The organism is Streptomyces sp. NPDC054849 (assembly GCF_053610945.1).
In genome coordinates, this window is the sequence record NZ_JBSGZI010000086.1 from 18,481 (window position 1) to 36,286 (window position 17,806).

The 17,806-nt window shown below is 71.6% G+C and carries 13 protein-coding genes; 6 read left to right on the plus strand and 7 right to left on the minus strand.

Annotated elements, in window-relative coordinates; genetic code table 11:
- Window positions 1-105: 105 nt before the first annotated feature.
- The 5 genes from ACWGIF_RS28900 to ACWGIF_RS28920 all read right to left on the minus strand — a co-directional run bounded on the left by ACWGIF_RS28900 (window position 106) and on the right by ACWGIF_RS28920 (window position 6,253).
- Window positions 106-903, minus strand: a complete 798-nt coding sequence (locus ACWGIF_RS28900; RefSeq protein ID WP_453501850.1) for an SDR family NAD(P)-dependent oxidoreductase — start codon at window positions 901-903, stop codon at window positions 106-108.
- Window positions 904-910: 7 nt separating this feature from the next.
- Window positions 911-2,083, minus strand: coding sequence for an MAB_1171c family putative transporter (locus ACWGIF_RS28905; protein WP_453501851.1), 1,173 nt, complete (start codon window positions 2,081-2,083; stop codon window positions 911-913).
- A complete protein-coding gene (locus ACWGIF_RS28910; protein WP_453501853.1) occupies window positions 2,073-2,573 on the minus strand; it encodes a hypothetical protein in 501 nt (166 codons plus the stop codon). Before ACWGIF_RS28910 ends, ACWGIF_RS28905 begins: the two co-directional genes overlap by 11 nt.
- A gap of 272 nt (window positions 2,574-2,845) precedes the next feature.
- The gene (locus ACWGIF_RS28915; RefSeq protein ID WP_453501854.1) at window positions 2,846-5,305 is read right to left on the minus strand and encodes a Tex family protein; all 2,460 of its coding nucleotides are present in this window, start codon (window positions 5,303-5,305) and stop codon (window positions 2,846-2,848) included.
- A gap of 84 nt (window positions 5,306-5,389) precedes the next feature.
- Complete coding sequence (locus ACWGIF_RS28920; protein ID WP_453501856.1) at window positions 5,390-6,253, minus strand: SCO6745 family protein; 864 nt, start codon at window positions 6,251-6,253, stop codon at window positions 5,390-5,392.
- Between the two features lie 423 nt (window positions 6,254-6,676).
- Here ACWGIF_RS28920 and ACWGIF_RS28925 point away from each other — a divergent pair, with 423 nt between their 5' ends.
- On the plus strand, window positions 6,677-8,203 hold the full coding sequence (locus ACWGIF_RS28925; RefSeq protein WP_453501858.1) for a M1 family metallopeptidase: 1,527 nt from the start codon (window positions 6,677-6,679) through the stop codon (window positions 8,201-8,203).
- Window positions 8,204-8,215: 12 nt separating this feature from the next.
- Here ACWGIF_RS28925 and ACWGIF_RS28930 read toward each other — a convergent pair whose 3' ends face one another.
- Window positions 8,216-9,109, minus strand: coding sequence for an oxygenase MpaB family protein (locus ACWGIF_RS28930; RefSeq protein WP_453501859.1), 894 nt, complete (start codon window positions 9,107-9,109; stop codon window positions 8,216-8,218).
- A 129-nt stretch (window positions 9,110-9,238) separates the two neighbouring features.
- Between ACWGIF_RS28930 and sph the strand changes: the two genes are divergently transcribed.
- Window positions 9,239-10,228, plus strand: coding sequence for a sphingomyelin phosphodiesterase (gene sph / locus ACWGIF_RS28935; protein ID WP_453501860.1), 990 nt, complete (start codon window positions 9,239-9,241; stop codon window positions 10,226-10,228).
- A gap of 77 nt (window positions 10,229-10,305) precedes the next feature.
- On the opposite strand, the gene ACWGIF_RS28940 is transcribed toward sph, so the two are convergent.
- Window positions 10,306-12,147 (minus strand): AMP-dependent synthetase/ligase, encoded by a 1,842-nt coding sequence (locus ACWGIF_RS28940; protein WP_453501862.1) that lies wholly within the window; start codon window positions 12,145-12,147, stop codon window positions 10,306-10,308.
- Between the two features lie 85 nt (window positions 12,148-12,232).
- Between ACWGIF_RS28940 and ACWGIF_RS28945 the strand changes: the two genes are divergently transcribed.
- The 4 genes from ACWGIF_RS28945 to ACWGIF_RS28960 all read left to right on the plus strand — a co-directional run bounded on the left by ACWGIF_RS28945 (window position 12,233) and on the right by ACWGIF_RS28960 (window position 17,663).
- Window positions 12,233-12,973 (plus strand): MerR family transcriptional regulator, encoded by a 741-nt coding sequence (locus tag ACWGIF_RS28945; RefSeq protein ID WP_453501864.1) that lies wholly within the window; start codon window positions 12,233-12,235, stop codon window positions 12,971-12,973.
- Window positions 12,974-13,144: 171 nt separating this feature from the next.
- Window positions 13,145-13,972, plus strand: coding sequence for an FAD binding domain-containing protein (locus ACWGIF_RS28950; RefSeq protein WP_453501866.1), 828 nt, complete (start codon window positions 13,145-13,147; stop codon window positions 13,970-13,972).
- The gene (locus ACWGIF_RS28955; protein ID WP_453501867.1) at window positions 13,969-16,695 is read left to right on the plus strand and encodes a molybdopterin-dependent oxidoreductase; all 2,727 of its coding nucleotides are present in this window, start codon (window positions 13,969-13,971) and stop codon (window positions 16,693-16,695) included. Before ACWGIF_RS28950 ends, ACWGIF_RS28955 begins: the two co-directional genes overlap by 4 nt.
- On the plus strand, window positions 16,692-17,663 hold the full coding sequence (locus tag ACWGIF_RS28960; RefSeq protein WP_453501869.1) for an antibiotic biosynthesis monooxygenase: 972 nt from the start codon (window positions 16,692-16,694) through the stop codon (window positions 17,661-17,663). Before ACWGIF_RS28955 ends, ACWGIF_RS28960 begins: the two co-directional genes overlap by 4 nt.
- Window positions 17,664-17,806 lie beyond the last annotated feature (143 nt).

Genomic DNA, 17,806 nt, shown 5'->3' on the forward strand with positions numbered 1-17,806 from the left:
TACGGCTACATGGGTTATGGAGGACACGCCCACGGCCACTGATTAGTTCCCCTTCAGCCCCCCGGTGCGCGGACCGTGACCGGTCCGCGCACCGGCATGGTTTCTTCAGCGCTCGGCCGGCGGCTCCCCGGGAGCACGCCGGGTGCGGGCCATCCTGCGGGCCACGAAACTCCGCGGCAGATGGCGGGCCGCCCAAGCGTAGGCCCGGTAGCGACGGCCCGTGATGCTGACCGGGCGGCGCAGGGCGAGGTCCTTCAGGGCCTGGGCGACCACGGCCTCCGGTTCCAGCCAGACCGCCTCGCGCAGCGTGCTGACGTCCATCCCGGCGCGCTCCTGGAACTCGGTGCGGGTGAAGCCGGGGACCACGGCCAGGACCCTGACCCCGTACGGCTCCATGTCCACCCGCAGCGACTCGCTGAACGCGGTGATCCAGGCCTTGGCGGCCCCGTACGTCCCGGTCGGCAGGAGCCCGGCCACCGAGGAGACGTTGAGGACCGCGCCGCGCCGCCGCTCGCGCAGGCCCGGCAGCACCGCGTGGGTGAGCCGCAGCGGCACCTCGACCAGCAGGCCGAGCATCCGCACCTCGTCCTCGACCGGGCTGTACGGGAAGGGCGCGGGCAGTCCGAAGCCCGCGTTGTTGACCAGCATGTCCACGGGGCGGGCCCGGTCGGCCAGCCGCTCCGCGACCGCCGCGCAGTCCCCCGAGTCCAGCAGGTCGGCGGGCAGCACCTCGGACACCGTGCCGTACGCGCGCTCCAACTCCTCGGCGACGGCGTCGAGCCGGTCCTTGTCTCGGGCCACGAGGACCAGGTCGCAGCCCTTGGCCGCGAAGCCCCGGGCGAAGGCCGCGCCCAGTCCGGCGCTGGCCCCGGTGATCAGTACGGTGGTCGGTACGGTCGTCACGACGGCTTCACTTCCTTGTGGCGGGCTCTGCGTAGGCCTGGGCGACGTCGACGAGGAACCGGGCCTCGTCCGCGAGGTCCCCGCCCTCCTGCGAGGTGTGGATCGAGGCGGGCAGCTCCAGTGCGGACCCGTCGCCGGGCGGCCCGGGCCGCCCGGCGAGCATTCGCAGCCGCGCGTACGTGAGTACTCGCGCCCAAGCGGCCGCGGTGGCCCGCTGTTCGGGGATCCCGTGCCCGGCGGCCTGATCGCGGGCGTGCTCCAGGGCACCCGGGGCCACGTACTCCCCCAGGATCAGGATCGCGTCGCGCGTCTCGATGACCTTGCGGTACACCAGCAGGTTGCGCGGGACCGGCGGCCACAGCAGCTCCACCACCCGGCCGGCGCGCGGCTTGTTGAGTGCCACGTGCGGGACCGCCTCGACCAGGTCGCGCCACAACGGCCACAGCCGCCATGCGGTGGCGGTGTCGGCGGCGGTGCGGCGCAGGGTGAACAGGGTGGGCACGAGGATCGCGGCGGCGCGCAGCAGGCCGTGCAGATTCATCAGCAGTGGGAGGGCGGGCATGGCCCAGGTGCTGCCGAACAGGGCCTTGAGCAGGTACGCCAGCCAGAACAGTCCGGCGAGCGCGGTACCGAGGCCGAACAGTCGCAGCCCTGCGGCCAGGCCCCGGCTCTCGGTGCGGCGGCTGTAGCGCCAGCACAGGGCCACGCAGACGGTGTTGGCGGTCACGTGCGCGGAGATCAGGACGAGCCAGTACGCGAGGGAGGGCACCGGGTCGCCGACCGGCGGCATGCTGTGCGTCCCGTGGGCGGGCGCGGCCGCGTCCAGGGCGACGAGGGCGCCCAGCCACACCAGCGTGGCGATCCAGGAGGCGCGCTGGAGCCGGCTGCCGCGGGTGGTGGCGGCGACGAAGTAGAGCACGGCGCCCGCCGACAGCACGCCGATGAGGTTGCGGACGAGGCCGATGGTGTGGGCGTAGGCCGCTCCGCGGCTCATCGCGTACGCGACGAGGTCGGGGAGGTTCAGGGTCATCGCGGCCGCGGCGGTGGCGACGGCCAGCCACAGGCCGCGCTGCTGGGGGGAGCGCAGGGCGCCGGGGGCGCGGAGCAGGACGGCGATCCACAGGCACACGACGCTCGGGACGGCGAGCCAGTTGCCGAAGTCGGTCAGGTCAGTGGCCATCGTTGCCCCACTCGTAGCCCATGGCCGACTCCAGCCGGGCGAGGGTGCCCCGGTCGCGGGCCGCCGAGCGCGGGCCGGTGTTCGCCGTGCGGATGCGGATCATGCTGGCGAGCATCTCCGCCTCCTGCTCCTGGCGCGTCGTGTAGTTGGTGCGCCCGAGGACGGTGGGAACGTTCCCCCCGGTCTCCTCGCCCTCCAGCGAGTGGTGGCCGAAGAGGATGTGGCCGAGCTCGTGGAGGATGATGTGCTCCCGGTGCAGCGGGGTGGTCTGCGCCTCGTAGAAGACGTAGTCCACGCTCGCCGTGCCCACCCACAGTCCGCAGACCCCGGATTCCGCCGCCTCCTTGGGGAGCGGGTGGAGCCGTATGGGGCGGCCGCGCTGCTCGGCTATCCGGTGGCACAGCACGTCGAGGGAGAACGGACGGGTCAGATCCAGATGGCCGAGAATGTTCTCGCACCTTTTGCGAATGCTGAGTTGCCGGTGGGGCATGTGATCCCTCTTCGGACCCTTTCCGGGGCAGCGTCGGTAGGCGTGTATGGGCATGGGCATGACGTCCTGTGCCTTCAAGGCGGCCTCGGGGAGTGCGGTCCTGAGGGAGGAAATGCGGAAGCCCGTCCGCCGGGTGACGAACGGGCGTTCCACCATGCCTACAGATCTTGTACGCGAGTTGGCAAGGCAAGTCCCCAGGTGGGGACCCGATTCGGCCATTGCGTACGACGATCCTCACGCACCGGGTGGCTGCAACCCACCCATGGCGGCCGCTACCTCTTGCGGCGCTCCTCGGGGGCGGTGAGGCCCGCGCGGCGCAGGGCGTCCGCCATCGCGCTGTTCGCGGGGGCGGGGGCGCCGCCGCCCTGCCGCCGGCCCTGACCGCCCTGGCCCTGACCGCCCTGACCGCGCTCGCCCTGGCCCTGACCGCGCTCGCTCTGGCCCTGGTTCCTGCCGCCCTCGCGGGCCCCCGCGCCGCTGCGCTGCTGGGGCGGACGGCCACCGCCGCCCCGGCGGTCCTCGCGCTGCCGCGGAGCGCCCGCGCCTCGCTCCGCCCCGGCCTCGTCCTCCAGCCGCAGGGTCAGCGAGATCCGCTTGCGCGCAATGTCCACGTCCATGACCTTCACACGGACGATGTCACCCGGCTTGACCACGTCCCGGGGGTCCTTGACGAAGTTCTTCGACAGCGCCGAGACGTGCGCCAGCCCGTCCTGGTGGACGCCGATGTCGATGAAGGCGCCGAAGGCGGCCACATTGGTGACGACTCCCTCCAGGATCATCCCGGGGGCCAGGTCGCCGATCTTCTCCACGCCCTCCTTGAAGGTCGCCGTCTTGAAGGCCGGGCGCGGGTCGCGGCCCGGCTTCTCCAGCTCGCGCAGGATGTCGGTGACTGTCGGCAGGCCGAAGGCCTCGGTGACGAACTGCTCCGGGCGCAGGGAGCGCAGGACACCGGTGTTGCCGATCAGCGCCGCCACCTCGCCGCCCGCCGTCTTGCCCATCGCCCGCACGACCGGGTACGTCTCGGGGTGGACGGCCGACGCGTCCAGCGGGTCGTCGCCGCCGCGGATCCGCAGGAAGCCCGCGCACTGCTCGTACGCCTTGGGGCCGAGGCGGGCCACGTCCTTGAGCCCCTTGCGGCTGCGGAAGGGGCCGTTGGCGTCGCGGTGGGACACGATGTTCTCGGCGAGGGTGCCGCTGATGCCCGACACGCGCGAAAGCAGTGGCGCGGAGGCGGTGTTGACGTCCACTCCGACGCCGTTCACGCAGTCCTCGACGACCGCGTCGAGCGAACGCGAGAGCTTCACCTCGGACAGGTCGTGCTGGTACTGGCCGACGCCGATCGACTTCGGGTCGATCTTGACCAGCTCGGCGAGCGGGTCCTGCAGGCGGCGGGCGATGGAGACCGCGCCGCGCAGCGACACGTCCATGCCGGGGAGTTCCTGCGAGGCGAAGGCGGAGGCCGAGTACACGGAGGCGCCCGCCTCCGAGACCATCACCTTGGTGAGCTGCAGCTCGGGGTGGCGCGCGATGAGGTCCCCGGCGAGCTTGTCGGTCTCGCGGGAGGCCGTGCCGTTGCCGATGGCGACCAGCTCGACCGCGTGCTCCTCGGCCAGCCGGGCGAGCTTGGCGAGGGACTCGTCCCACTTGTTGGCGGGCACGTGCGGGTAGACCACGTCCGTGGCCACGACCTTGCCGGTCGCGTCCACGACGGCCACCTTCACGCCGGTACGGAAGCCCGGGTCCAGGCCGAGCGTCGCCCGCGTGCCGGCGGGCGCCGCGAGCAGCAGGTCGCGCAGGTTCGACGCGAAGACCCGTACGGCCTCGTCCTCGGCGGCCTGGCGCAGACGCATGCGCAGGTCGATGCCGAGATGCACCTGGATCTTCGTGCGCCAGGCCCAGCGGACGGTGTCCGCGAGCCACTTGTCGCCGGGGCGGCCGCGGTCCCCGATGCCGAAGCGGCGGGCGATCATGCCCTCGTACGTGGACGGGCCGGGGACCTCGCTCGGCTCTTCTGGTTCCAGGGTGAGGTCGAGGACGTCCTCCTTCTCACCGCGCAGCATGGCGAGCACCCGGTGCGAGGGCAGCGCGGTGAACGGCTCGGCGAAGTCGAAGTAGTCGGCGAACTTGGCGCCCGCCTCCTCCTTGCCCTCCCGGACCTTCGCGGCGAGCCGCCCGCGGCCCCACATGCGCTCGCGCAGTTCCCCGATCAGGTCGGCGTCCTCGCCGAACCGCTCGGTGAGGATGGCCCGCGCGCCCTCCAGGGCGGCGGCCGGGTCGGCCACGCCCTTGCCGGCGTCGACGAACGCGGCCGCCGCCGCAGCCGGTTCCACCGACGGGTCGGCCAGCAGGCCCTCGGCGAGCGGCTCCAGACCGGCCTCGCGGGCGATCTGCGCCTTGGTGCGCCGTTTGGGCTTGAAGGGCAGGTAGATGTCCTCCAGCCGGGCCTTGGTGTCGGCCGCGCCGATCCGCGCCGCCAGCTCCTCGGTGAGCTTGCCCTGCTCCCGTACGGAGTCCAGGATCGCCGCGCGGCGCTCCTCCAGCTCGCGCAGATACCGCAGCCGCTCCTCGAGAGTGCGCAGCTGGGCGTCGTCGAGCATCTCGGTCGCTTCCTTGCGGTAGCGCGCGATGAACGGCACGGTGGAGCCGCCGTCGAGCAGCTCTACGGCGGACTTGACCTGCCGCTCCCGTACGCCGAGCTCCTCGGCGATCCTGCCTTCGATGGACATCGTCACGATCGGGTCCCGCCTGCCTTCGTTTGCACTGGAAGACTGCCAATTGTGGCAGGTGGCGGTGACGGACGGCGGGAACCCCGTCCGTCAGCCCCGGCCCATGAGGTCCGCCGGGAAGGCGCCGGCGGTCACGGCCTTGATCACGAGGGCGCCGCCGAGCTCGGTGAGGCGGGCCAGGCCGTCCGCGCCGAGGTGCTCGTAGGGGGCGGCGTCGAGACGGTCGGTGTCGGCCTCCAGTCGTTCGCGGACGGCCTTGCCCTCTTCGGTGAGCTCGCCGTCCGCGTCGAGGATCCCGCGCCCGCGCAGCCGGTCGGCTGCGGCGTCGAGGTCTGCCTGCGTCCAGCCGCGCATGCCCTTGAGCCACTTCGGGGACATGCCCTTGCCGGTGGCGGTGTGACTGATGAGGGCCTCCACCGGGTCGAGGCCCGCGAGGAGCAGCGCGGCGAGGTGGCCGTCGCCGCGGTGCTCGCGCAGCAGGGTGGTGGCGTGCCACAGCCGCAGGTGCGGCTCCTCCGGCACGGGGAGGTCGGCGTGGGCGGCGTAGAGGGGGCGGGCGTGCCGGGTGCAGGCCTCGGAGGCGCGCATCGCCAGGTCGGCGGCCTCGGCGAGCTCGGGCGACTCGATGCTCTCCGCGCCGAGGAGCCGGCGCAGGGTGCCGTCGGCGGCCCGCAGCCGGGCGGCGAGGGCCTGCTCGGGGGTCGCGGTGTCCCAGACGGCGGGCAGGTGCCGGGCGACGAGGTCGTGGCGGTAGTTGTAGAAGGCGGCGGTGACCGCGCCGGCCCCGACGGCTCCCATCGCGGCGGAGCGGTGGGCGAGGTTCACGGCGACGGGGTCGGCTATCCCGAGTGCGGCGAACTCCTTGGCGATCTCCGGCGAGAAGTAGACGGTGGCGTGCAGCGGGTTGATGGCGGCGTGCCAGCAGCGACGGGCGGCGAACGGGGGAAGCGTCATGCGCCGCAGGCTACCGACTGTTTGGTACGTCTGGTAGGGCGGGGGCCCGTGGTGCCTCGGTTCACGCCTCGGTTCATGCGGCCCGATTCAGCCGATCCGCAGGGCCGGTCGATGCTCCTCGGCGGTGTGTTCCTCACACTCGGCGCCCTCCTCCACACCGGCTGCGCGTGCGCCGGCGCGGGCGTGCCCCGCCGGCTGCGCCGCAGGCCGCGGGCCCCCGGCCCGGCAGTACCGGGCCGCCGCGGGGTCTGCCTGACGCTCGGCGCCCTCGGGTTCGTCACCGCGACGCCACTCGGCCCGCGACGGCCGAATGGCGATCGTGTGACAGCAGGGTCCATGGACATGACCTGCGCGGCCAGGGTGAATACGGTCGAACGACGAGACCTTGAACCGACGTGTCTCCCCTACCACTTGGAGCCATTCGTGCACCGCAAAGTCATCGCCCCGAGCGTGCTCGCCGCCTCCCTGCTGCTGGTGATCCCGGCGTCGGCGGCGAGTTCCGTTCCGGGCGCCCCGGGTATCGGCGACCCCTACTACCCGAGCAGCGGCAACGGCGGATACGACGTGTCCCACTACGACCTGCGCCTGCAGTACCAGCCGCAGACCGACCTGCTCGAAGGCACCGCCACCCTCCTCGCCACCGCCAAGCAGGACCTGTCCCGCTTCAACCTCGACTTCGGTCTCAAGGTCAGCGAGATCCGGGTCAACGGGGTCAAGGCGACGTTCGCCGCTGCCGGCGCCCAGGAGCTGGAGGTCACCCCGGCGAAGCCGCTGGCGCGCAACACCCCGCTGACCGTCGTCGTCAAGTACGCCGGGAAGCCCTCCGAGCTGAAGGTGGACGGCTTCACGGCCTGGCACCGCACCCCCGACGGCGGAGTGGCGGCGCAGGAGCCCCACTCGGCGGTCTGGTGGTTCCCCAGCAACGACCACCCCCTGGACAAGGCGACCTTCGACGTCTCCGTCAACGTTCCGGACGGCACCCAGGCGATCAGCAACGGCGTGCTCCAGTCGCAGACTTCACGGCTCGGCTGGACCCGCTACAACTGGCGCTCCAACAAGCCGCAGGCCACGTACCTGGCCACCCTCGCCGTCGGCAGGTTCGACATCACCACCGACAAGACGGCGAGCGGGCTGCCGATCCTCAACGCGTACAGCAAGGACCTCGGCGACCACGCGGGGGCGGCGCGCGCCAGCGTGGAGCGCACCGGCGAGGTAACCGAGTGGCTGGAGGGGGTCTTCGGGCCGTACCCCTTCAACGCACTGGGCGGTTACGTGCCGAACGTGAACGCGGGCTTCGCCCTGGAGACCCAGACGCGGCCGTTCTACGGCCCGCGCCAGTTCCAGAACGGCGCCAACGTCTCGGTGGTCGTGCACGAGCTGGCCCACCAGTGGTACGGCGACAGCGTCTCCGTCGAAGGCTGGAGGGACATCTGGATCAACGAGGGCTTCGCCCGCTACAGCCAGTGGCTGTGGTCGGAGAAGGAGGGCGAGGGCACGGCGCAGGAGCTCGCCGACTGGGCGTACGCCCTGCGCCCGGCCGGGGACGCGTTCTGGCAGGTCAAGCCGGGTGACCCCGGTCCGGAGAACCAGTTCCACGGGGCCGTCTACGACCGGGGTGCCCTCGCCCTGCAGGCGCTGCGCAACGAGATCGGCGACGAGAAGTTCTTCCAGATCCTCAAGGGCTGGCCGGCCGAGCGTGCCTACGGCAACGCCAAGGTCGGGGACTTCGTGCGGTACGCGGAGAAGGTCTCCGCCAAGCCGCTGGCCCAGCTGTTCGAAACCTGGCTCTACACCCCGGGCAAGCCGGAGGCGTCCGCCCTGAATCCGGCGGCCGCACAGCCCGCGGCCCGGTCACGGCAGGCCGCCCCGGTGAAGCCGGCGGCGGAGCCCAGGTCCTGGAAGAAGATCGCGGAGACGAACACCGTCCACACGCACGACGACGGGCACTGAGTCCGCGTTCCGTCAGCGGGCGGCGGCGCGCCATCGGGCCCGCGCCGCCCGCGCGACGGGCAGGTAGCGCAGCCGCTCCGGCAGCAGCGGTACGAGGAGCCGGACGGCCGTGCTGAACCGCCGCAGCCGGCGCTCCTGGGCCGGGCTCCACTCCAGCCCGATCGCGGCGCGCGCCTCGGGGGGCATGTACCCGACGCTGACGAAGGCCCGCAGGCGCAGGAACGCCGACCGCAGCACAGGCCAGGTGAACCGCAGCAGCAGGCGCACCGCGAGCGGACCGGCCTCGGGCGGGGGCAGCGGCACGTCGGTGGCGACCAGCTCGCGGGCGACCTTCGTGGGCTCGATCTCCTCGGCCAGCATCCGGCCCCAGTACGTCCAGTACTCCTCGATGGTCTGCGGCATGTCCCGGTCGTGGAGGCCGAGGATCCGGCCCACCTGGAGCCACTCCCGGTAGAGCTGCCGCTCCTGGGCGGGGGTGAAGCGGCGCAGCAGGTAGCGCCCGGCGTACAGGTAGACCGGGAAGCCGGTGGCGTGCACCCAGGCGTAGCAGGCGGGATCGAGGGAGTGGTAGCGCCGGCCGCGGGTGTCGGTGCCCTGGATGTCCTTGTGCAGGCGCCGGACCCGGCGGCCCTCCTCGGCGGCTTCCTCCCCGCCGTACACCCACAGCTGGACCGAGCGCAGCGACCGCTCGCCGCGGCCCCAGGGGTCGGTGCGGAAGACGGAGTACTGGTCGACGCCGGCCGCGATCGCGGGGTGGGCGACCTGCATGGTGAAGGCGGCGGGCAGCATCAGCAGGGCCCGGACGTCGCCGGCGATCGTCCAGAGCACTCCGCCGGGCCGGGGCGGCTCGGGGTCGGTGCGGGCACCTGCGGGGCGGTGTGACCCCTGCTCGGCCGTGTTGCTCATGTGACAAGTATGCGAGAGACAGATGTCCTCGGGCCGGACAGAAAGTCTTGTCACGGGTGTTACCCAGAGGTAACCGCGGCTGCTTGGATGACGGAGCCGATCTTCCCCCGCAGGAATGATGGAGACCTCATGCTGCACACCTCCCACCGCCGTCACCGGGCCGCCGCCGCGACCGTCGCGGCGATCGCCGCCGGCACCCTGGCCGCCACCGCGGCGCCGGCCGCCACGGCCGCGGAGAGCGCCGCCGCCCCGCGGCTCAGCGTCCTGTCGTACAACGTGTTCCTGATGAGCAAGAACCTCTACCCGAACTGGGGCCAGGACCACCGGGCTGCGGAGATCCCCAAGGCCTCCTTCTACCAGGGCCACGACGTGGTCGTGATCCAGGAGGCCTTCGACAACGGCTCCTCGGACGCGCTGAAGGCCAACTCCGCCGCGCAATACCCGTACCAGACCCCGGTCGTCGGCCGCAGCAAGAGCGGCTGGGACGCCACAGGCGGCGCATACTCCTCCACCACCCCGGAGGACGGCGGCGTCACGATCCTCAGCAAGTGGCCCATCGTGCGCAAGGAGCAGGTCGTCTTCAAGGACGCCTGCGGCGCCGACTGGTGGTCCAACAAGGGCTTCGCCTACGTCGTGCTGAACGTGAACGGTGCCAAGGTGCACGTGGTCGGCACACACGCGCAGTCCACCGACCCGGGCTGCGGCGCGGGCGAGGCGGCCGAGATGCGGGCCCGTCAGTTCCGTGCCGTCGACGCCTTCCTGGACGGGAAGAACATCCCGGCGAACGAGCAGGTCATCGTGGCGGGTGACCTCAACGTCGACTCGCGCACCCCCGAGTACGCCGAACTGCTCGCCAACGCCGACCTGGCCGACACCGACACGCGCACGGGCCACCCGTACTCCTTCGACACCGCGCTGAACTCGATAGCGGGCTACCGCTATCCGACCGACCCGCGCGAGGACCTGGACTACGTCCTCTACCGCAAGGGCAACGCCCGACCGGCGGGCTGGGAGAACAACGTGGTGAAGGAGCAGTCGGCACCCTGGACGGTCTCCAGCTGGGGCACCTCCTACACGTACACCAACCTCTCCGACCACTATCCGCTGATCGGGCGCTAGGGCGAAAGACCCGCCCCTGGGCGCGGCGCCGCGGGTCCGGTGAGCGGCTTGCGCCGACCGGACCCGCCGCGTACGCGTCACACGGACTCGTACGGCTCCTCGTACAGGCCGTCGATCAGTGCGCCGTACTTCTCGCGGACCACCCGGCGGCGCAGCTTCAGCGAGGGGGTGAGCTCCCCGGTCTCGGGGCCCCACTCCTCGGTGAGCAGCCGGTACCTCTTGATCTGCTCGGTCCGGTTGAGCCGGGCGTTGGCGGCCTCGACCGCGCGGGCGATCTCCTCCCGGACGGTGGGGTGTCCGGCGAGCGTGCTCGGGGAGGCGGACTCGATGCCCCGGGCGGCGGCCCAGACCGGCGCCAGCTCCGGGTCCAGGACCAGCAGGGCGACGAGGTAGGAGCGGCCGTCGCCGTGCACCATGGCCTGGCCGATCAGCGGGTGCTCCTTGACGGTGTTCTCCACCAGCGCGGGCGAGACGTTCTTGCCGTTCGAGGTGATGATCAGTTCCTTCTTGCGGTCGGTCAGCCAGAGGAACCCGTCCTCGTCGAGCCGGCCGATGTCCCCCGTCGGGAACCAGCCCTCCGCGTCCGACGCGCTCTCCAACGAGCCGTCCGGCCGCAGGTAGCCGCCGAAGACGGTCTCCCCGCGGGTGAGGACCTCCCCGTCCTCGGCGATCCGCAGCTCCAGCCCCTCGATCGGGCGGCCCACCGAGCCGAGCCGGAAACCGTCCGGGCTGTTGACCGTGCAGACGCCGGCCGTCTCGGTGAGCCCCCAGGCATCCATGATGGTGATGCCCCAGCCGGCCCAGAAGCGGACCACGTCGATCGGCATCGGCGCCGTGGCACTGGCCGTCCACACCAGCCGGTCCAGGCCCGCCAGGCGCAGCAGCGGGTCCAGCGCCTGTTCCTTGGCCCGGGTGTACGAGGCTTCGAGCGCGGCCGGCACCTCCTCGCCGCGCTCCCGGTGGCCGGCCCGGGCGCGGGCGAGGTCGTTCGCGCCCTCGATGGCCCGGCGCTGTTCCCCGGGAAGCTGCGCCAGGACCGCGCGTACGGAGGCGGCGAGCTTCTCCCAGACCCGGGGCACGCCGAAGAACTGCACCGGGTGCAGCTCGCGGACCGCTCCCGCCACGGCCGCGGGGTCGGCGCACAGCCGCACGTGCGAGGCCCGCAGCAGGGGCAGGTAGATGCCGAGGACCCGCTCGGCGATGTGCGCGAAGGGCAGGTAGCAGATGTGCTCGGCGTGCTCGGGAAGTTCCACGTGCCGGTCGAGTCGGACCGCCTGGAGCATCAGGTTGCGGTGGGTCAGCCGCACGCCCTTGGGGTCGCCGGTGGTGCCCGAGGTGTAGACGACGGTCAGCGGGTCTGCGGGGCGGGTCTGCGGCCAGGCCTTCTCGAAGGCGTCGGCGCGGTGCAGCCGGGCGCCGCTCGCGTACAGGGAGCCGTACGTGGAGTGCCCGCCCGCGTCGGCGGCCTCGGCCACGACGAGGCGTTGCAGGGGCACCCCCTCGTCGGCCAGCAGGGGTTCCCACCGCAGGACTTCGCGGGCGCCCTCGACGACGGCGACCCTGGCCCGGCTGTGGCGGGCGATGTGGGCGATCTGCTCGGGCGCGGAGGTCCCGTACACGGTGACGGGCACGGCGCCGAGGTGGACGAGGGCGAGGTCGCCGAGCCAGTGCTCGGGGCGGTTGCCCATCATCAGCAGGACGTGCTCGCCGCGCTCGACGCCGAGGGCGGCGTACCCGGCGGCGAGCACGGCGACCTTGTGCCGGACCTCGCTCCAGGTGAGGGTCGTCCATTCGGCCGCGGCGGGGCCGGCGCGCCAGGAGAGGGCGGGGAGTTCCCCGTACTCGGCGGCGTTGCGGGCCAGCAGGGCGGGGAAGGTGATCTCTTCGGGTCGTCCGGGCAGTCGCAGGTTCGTGGTCATGGGCAGCTCCTGGCCGTTTCACATCGTTGGTGCGACAGCAATACTGTTGAACCCAAGCTGTGGAGCAGAGAGCGAGGCGCACACGATGGCCGACCAGGCACCCGAGCCGATGCTCACCGTCGACGAGCTGGCGGCCAGGGCGGGCGTCACCGTGCGCACCGTACGGTTCTACAGCACGCGCGGACTTTTGCCCCCTCCCGTGATCGGCCCTCGTCGGGTGGGGCACTACGGACCGGAACACCTGTCCCGTCTCGCCCTGATCGAGGAACTGCAGCACCAGGGAATGACCTTGTCCGCGATCGAGCGCTATCTGGACGCGCTGCCCGACGATTTGAGCGCGCACGATCTGGCCATCCACCGCGCGATGGTCGCCAGTTGGGCTCCGGACTCGGCCCGCGAGGTCTCGCGGGAGGAGCTGGAGAAGCGGGCGGGCCGGAGCCTGTCGGACACCGACGTCCGACGGCTGACGGCGATGAACGTGCTGTCCGCCTCGCGGGACGGGTTCCGGGTGGACGTGGGGCTGTTGCGGCTCGGGGTCGCGCTGCTCGACGTGCCGATCGCGCACGAGACGATCCTCGCGGCGCGCAAGGTGCTGCTGGAGCACACGAGGTCGGCGGCGCACGAGCTGACGGCACTGTTCCGGGACGAGGTGTGGGGGCCCTTCACGCAGGGTGAGAGCGACCCGGAGCGGGTGGAGTCGATGAAGGCCCTGTCGGCGCACATGCAGCCGATGGTGGTGCAGGCGCTGGTGACGGCCTTCCAGCGGTCGCTGCGCGAGGAACTGCGGGCGGCGTTCGTGTCCGGTGAGGGTGCCGGCGGGCGGTGACCGCGCCCTTCCGCGGCCCCTGCTTGGGCGAGCGGGGCCGACGCCTTCTCAGTACGCTTGAGAGAGTCTTCGCGCCCGCCGGCCCCTGCTCTGAGCGGGCCGGCCCCAGCGGCCCCAGCGGATTCCGCCGCTCACGGCGGCCACCCCTGCACGTATCGGGCGGGTGTTTCCATGGACCTCAACACCATCGACGAAGTCGTCCGGCGTCCGTCCGACCGGCCGGGCGTGAACTGGCGCGAGGGAGACGCCTGGCTCGCGGGCGGCACATGGCTGTTCTCCACCGAGCAGCCGGACCTGCGCCGCCTGATCGATCTGACGGCGCTGGGCTGGGATCCCCTGGTGCCGAGCGGCGCGGGCCTCGGGATCGGCGCCACCTGCACCATCCGCGACCTGTCCTCCTTCGAACCGCCCGCCGACTGGACCGCGGGCCGCCTCTTCGCGGTGAGCTGTGAGGCGTTCCTGTCCTCGTTCAAGGTATGGAACGCGGCGACCGTGGGCGGGAACATCTGCTTGTCCCTGCCTGCCGGACCCATGATCACGCTGACGGTCGCGCTCGAGGCCGAGTACGAGCTGTGGGCCCCCGACGGGTCCGTGCGCACCGTCGACGCCCTCGACTTCGTGACCGGGAACCATCAGAACGTTCTCACTCCCGGGGAGATCCTGCGGCGCATCGACCTTCCGGCACGCGCCCTGCGCAAGCGCACCGCACACCGCCGCTTCACACTGACCCACCTCGGCCGTTCGACGGTCTTCCTCATCGGCACGCAGACGCCGGGAACGAACGACCTGCTGCTCACCGTCACGGCCGGCACCACACGCCCGGTGCGCATCGCCTTCGACACCATGCCCGATGCCCGCACCCTGCAGCAGAGCATCAACGTCATCCCCGCCGACGTCTGGTTCGCCGACCCCAACGGAACCCCGGACCACCGTCGCCACCTGACCCTGCACTTCGCCGAAGAGATCCGCCACGAACTCATGGCTGGGGGCCCGGCATGACCTACACCGTCAACGGCAGAACCTTTGCCGAGGAACCGGACCCCGGGCAGTGTCTGCGTACCTTCCTGCGTGCGCTCGGCCACTTCGGTGTCAAGAAGGGGTGCGACGCGGGGGATTGCGGCGCGTGCACGGTGTGGCTGGACGGCACTGCGGTCCACAGCTGCATCACCCCCGCCTTCCGCGCGGAAGGCCGTGAGGTGACCACGATCGAGGGTCTCGGATCACCCGGTGACCTGCATCCCGCGCAGCGCCGCTTCCGGGACGCCCCCGGCTTCCAGTGCGGCTTCTGCACCGCAGGGATGATCATGACGTCGGCGACGTTCACCGAGGCCCAGAAGGCGGACCTGCCCCAGGCGCTCAAGGGCAATCTCTGCCGCTGCACCGGCTACCGGGCGATCGAGGACGCCGTGAAGGGCGTCACCGGCGTGCAGGCGGCGGCGCCGGGAAGGGCCGTCGGAACGAGCGTCGGTGCGCCGGCGGCCGACGACGTGGTGACCGGTCGCGCCGAATTCACGATGGACACCCGCATGGAGGGCATGCTGCACCTCAAGGTGCTGCACTCGCCCCACGCGCACGCGCGGATCCTCTCGATCGACAAGACCGCCGCGCTCGCGGTCCCCGGCGTCCATCGCGTCTACACCTGGCAGGACGTCCCGCGCAGACGCTTCACCACGGCGATCCACACCGACCACCTCGTCGATCCGGACGACACCTACATCCTCGACGACACGGTCCGCTTCGTCGGGCAGCGCGTCGTCGCAGTGCTCGCCGACACGGTCGCGGCGGCCGAGGAAGGCTGCCGGAAGGTGGCCGTGGAGTACGAGGTGCTGCCGGCGGTCTTCGACCCCGAGACGGCCATGGCCGACGGGGCACCCCAACTGCACGGCTCGGAGGACCCCTTCGCCCGCGACTACGCCCACAACCTCCTGCTGGAGATCCACTCGCACATCGGCGACGTCGACGCGGGCTTCGCGGCGGCCGACGTGATCCACGAGGGCACGTACTCCTCTCCGCGCGTGCAACACGCACACCTGGAGACCCACGGTTCGATCGCGTGGATGGAGGACGGGCGGCTGAACGTCCGCACCAGTTCGCAGTCTCCGTCGATCGCGAAGGTCAAGCTGGCCTACCTGTTCGCGCTGCGCCCGGACCAGCTCCGCGTGTTCTGCAAGCGGGTCGGCGGCGGTTTCGGCGGCAAGCAGGAGGTCATCTCGGAGGACCTGGCCGCCCTGGCCACCCTGGACACCGGGCGGCCCGTCTGTTTCGAGTACACGCGCGAGGAGGAGTTCACCACCGCTTCACCGCGGCATCCGATGAAGCTGACGGTCAAGCTCGGCGCGAAGGCCGACGGCCGGCTCACCGCCTTCCAGGTCCGCAACGTGTCCAACACGGGCGCCTACGGCAACCACGGCGGCGAGACCCTGTACGCGGGCGGCGCCGCCGTCATGATCTACCGCTGCCCCAACAAGAAGTACGACGCCTTCTCCGTCTACACGAACACCGTGCCGAGCGGCGCCCTGCGCGGTTACGGAATGACCCAGCCGGCCTTCGCCGTGGAGTCGGCCATGGACGAACTGGCCCTCGCCCTGCACATGGATCCGCTCGAACTGCGACGCCGCAACATCGTGCACCCGGGCGAGCCGCTCATCGCCCTGCACGACGGGCCCGACGACGTGGTGTTCCACGAGGACGGGCTCGGCAAGTGCATCGACCTCGTGGCCGGCGAGCTGTCCCGAACGGCCGATCAGCCCTCCCCCGGCCCCGGATGGCTCGTCGGGGTCGGTGTCGCGAGTTCCCTGCACGAGACCGCGCCCCCGACCGAGCACATCTCCGAGGCCTGGATCACGCTCGGCGACGACCTCGTCTACGAACTGGCCGTCGGCACCGTCGAATTCGGGGAGGGCACGTCGACCGCGCACGTCCAGATCGCGGCCGCCCAGCTGGGCACGACGCCGTCGCGGATCCGCCTGGTGCAGTCCGACACCGACCGCACGGGCTTCGACACCGGCGCCTTCGCGAGTGCCGGACTCTTCGTGGCGGGCAACGCGGTCCTGCGGGCGGCGGGCGCGGTGCGCGACCGCATCCTGGACTTCGCCGCCACGCACACGGACGTCCACGTCGTGATGTGCTCGATGGACGACGACGGCGTCGTCTGCGGCGACCAGCGCGTCTCGCTGGCCACGCTCGTCGCCGAGGCCCGGGCGCGCGGCATCCGGTTCACGGCCGCCCGCAAGGCGTACGGCTCGCCCCGCAGCGTCACCTCCAACACGCAGGGCTTCCGCATCGCCGTGCACCGGGTGACAGGTGAGATCCGTGTCCTCTACAGCGTCCAGGCGACCGACGCCGGTGTGGTCATCAACCCGGAACAGGTCCGGGGACAGGTGGAGGGCGGTGTCGCCCAGGGCGTCGGATTCGCGCTGACCGAGAACTTCCAGGTCGACGCGGACGGTGTCATGGCCAACCCGAACCTCCGCAACTACCGCATTCCCGCCTACGCCGACGTCCCCCGCACCGACGTGCTCCTGGTGGGCTCGTCGGACTCCGTCGGGGCCATGCGGTCGAAGGGGATGGCGGAGTGCTGCATCAACCCGGTGGCACCCGCCCTGGCGAACGCGCTCCGCGACGCCACGGGCATCCGCTACCGCGAGCTGCCCCTCACTCCTGAACGGATCTACAGCCGGCTCGTCGAGAGCCAGTCGGCACGGACGGGCACGCGGCGATGACGACGGAACGGCAGACGGACGCCGCGGCGACGGTCATCATCGGCCGCAAGGTCCGCCCCGGGATGGAGCAGGCGTACGAAAAGTGGCAGGAGGAGGTCAACGCCGCCGCCGCCCGCTACGCCGGGCACCTCGGCGCCGAGGTGTCCAAGCCGACCGCCTTGCAGCCCGACTGGGTGATCGTCTACCGGTTCGACTCGGTGGCCCATCTGCAGGCGTGGATGAACGGCGCGACCCGGCAGAGGCTCCTCGACGTCGGCGCGCACTACTTCGACGGTCCCGCCACCCAGCAGGTGATCAGCGGCGGCACGCAGCCGATGGACCCCCTCGTGACCGTGGTGGTGAGCCACCGCGTCCACCCGGACCACGTCGACGACTTCCTCGCGTGGCAGGAGCGCATGAGCCGGGAGGAGAACAGGTTCGAAGGGTTTCGCGGCACGGAGATCTTCCGGCCCGTCGAAGGCCTGCAGGACGAGTGGACCACCCTGTACCGCTACGACAACGCCGAGCATCTGGACGCCTGGCTGACGTCGGCGAAGCGGCGGGAGATGCTCGCCGAGGGCGAGAAGTTCAACGACTTCAGACTGCGCACGATCGACGACTCGTTCGGCAGCTGGTTCGCCTTCGAGGAGAACGGCAAGGAGGCCCCGCCGCCCTCGGAGACCAAGACCGCCATCGCGGTCTGGGTCGGACTGTACCCGACCGTCGTGCTGCTGACGCTCGCCCTGCACCCGCTGGACATGCCGCTCTGGTTCGGGCTGCTCGTGGGCAACCTGCTGTCGAGCTTCATCATGAGCTTCTTCACGATGCCCCACTACGTGAACCGGCTGCTCAGGCGGTGGCTGTGGCCCCCGCCGGCCCAACCGCCCGCCCGGACCAACCTCGTCGGCGGCGGCATCGTCGCCGGGCTGCTCCTGTTCTGGGTCGTCGTCTTCTACCTCGTGACACAGGTGTTCTGGACGCTGCCCTGACCCGGGGCCACGGAGGGCGAAGGCGGCCCGGAATCAATCCGCCCCGCCGACCCCGTCCACCCACAAGTCGGCGTTAGTCACGACCCACTCGGCCTTCTACAACAGGGAGGCGGGCGGCGTGTAGCGCTCGCCCAACTTAACCG

Excerpts from the sequence above, each read along its gene's own strand:
- ACWGIF_RS28905 (WP_453501851.1), bottom strand. The coding sequence starts at position 2,083 with ATGGCCACTGACCTGACCGACTTCGGCAACTGGCTCGCCGTCCCGAGC.
- ACWGIF_RS28910 (WP_453501853.1), bottom strand. The coding sequence starts at position 2,573 with ATGCCCCACCGGCAACTCAGCATTCGCAAAAGGTGCGAGAACATTCTC.
- ACWGIF_RS28920 (WP_453501856.1), bottom strand. The coding sequence starts at position 6,253 with ATGACGCTTCCCCCGTTCGCCGCCCGTCGCTGCTGGCACGCCGCCATC.
- ACWGIF_RS28930 (WP_453501859.1), bottom strand. The coding sequence starts at position 9,109 with ATGAGCAACACGGCCGAGCAGGGGTCACACCGCCCCGCAGGTGCCCGC.
- sph (WP_453501860.1), top strand. The coding sequence starts at position 9,239 with ATGCTGCACACCTCCCACCGCCGTCACCGGGCCGCCGCCGCGACCGTC.
- ACWGIF_RS28940 (WP_453501862.1), bottom strand. The coding sequence starts at position 12,147 with ATGACCACGAACCTGCGACTGCCCGGACGACCCGAAGAGATCACCTTC.
- ACWGIF_RS28945 (WP_453501864.1), top strand. The coding sequence starts at position 12,233 with ATGGCCGACCAGGCACCCGAGCCGATGCTCACCGTCGACGAGCTGGCG.
- ACWGIF_RS28950 (WP_453501866.1), top strand. The coding sequence starts at position 13,145 with ATGGACCTCAACACCATCGACGAAGTCGTCCGGCGTCCGTCCGACCGG.
- ACWGIF_RS28955 (WP_453501867.1), top strand. The coding sequence starts at position 13,969 with ATGACCTACACCGTCAACGGCAGAACCTTTGCCGAGGAACCGGACCCC.
- ACWGIF_RS28960 (WP_453501869.1), top strand. The coding sequence starts at position 16,692 with ATGACGACGGAACGGCAGACGGACGCCGCGGCGACGGTCATCATCGGC.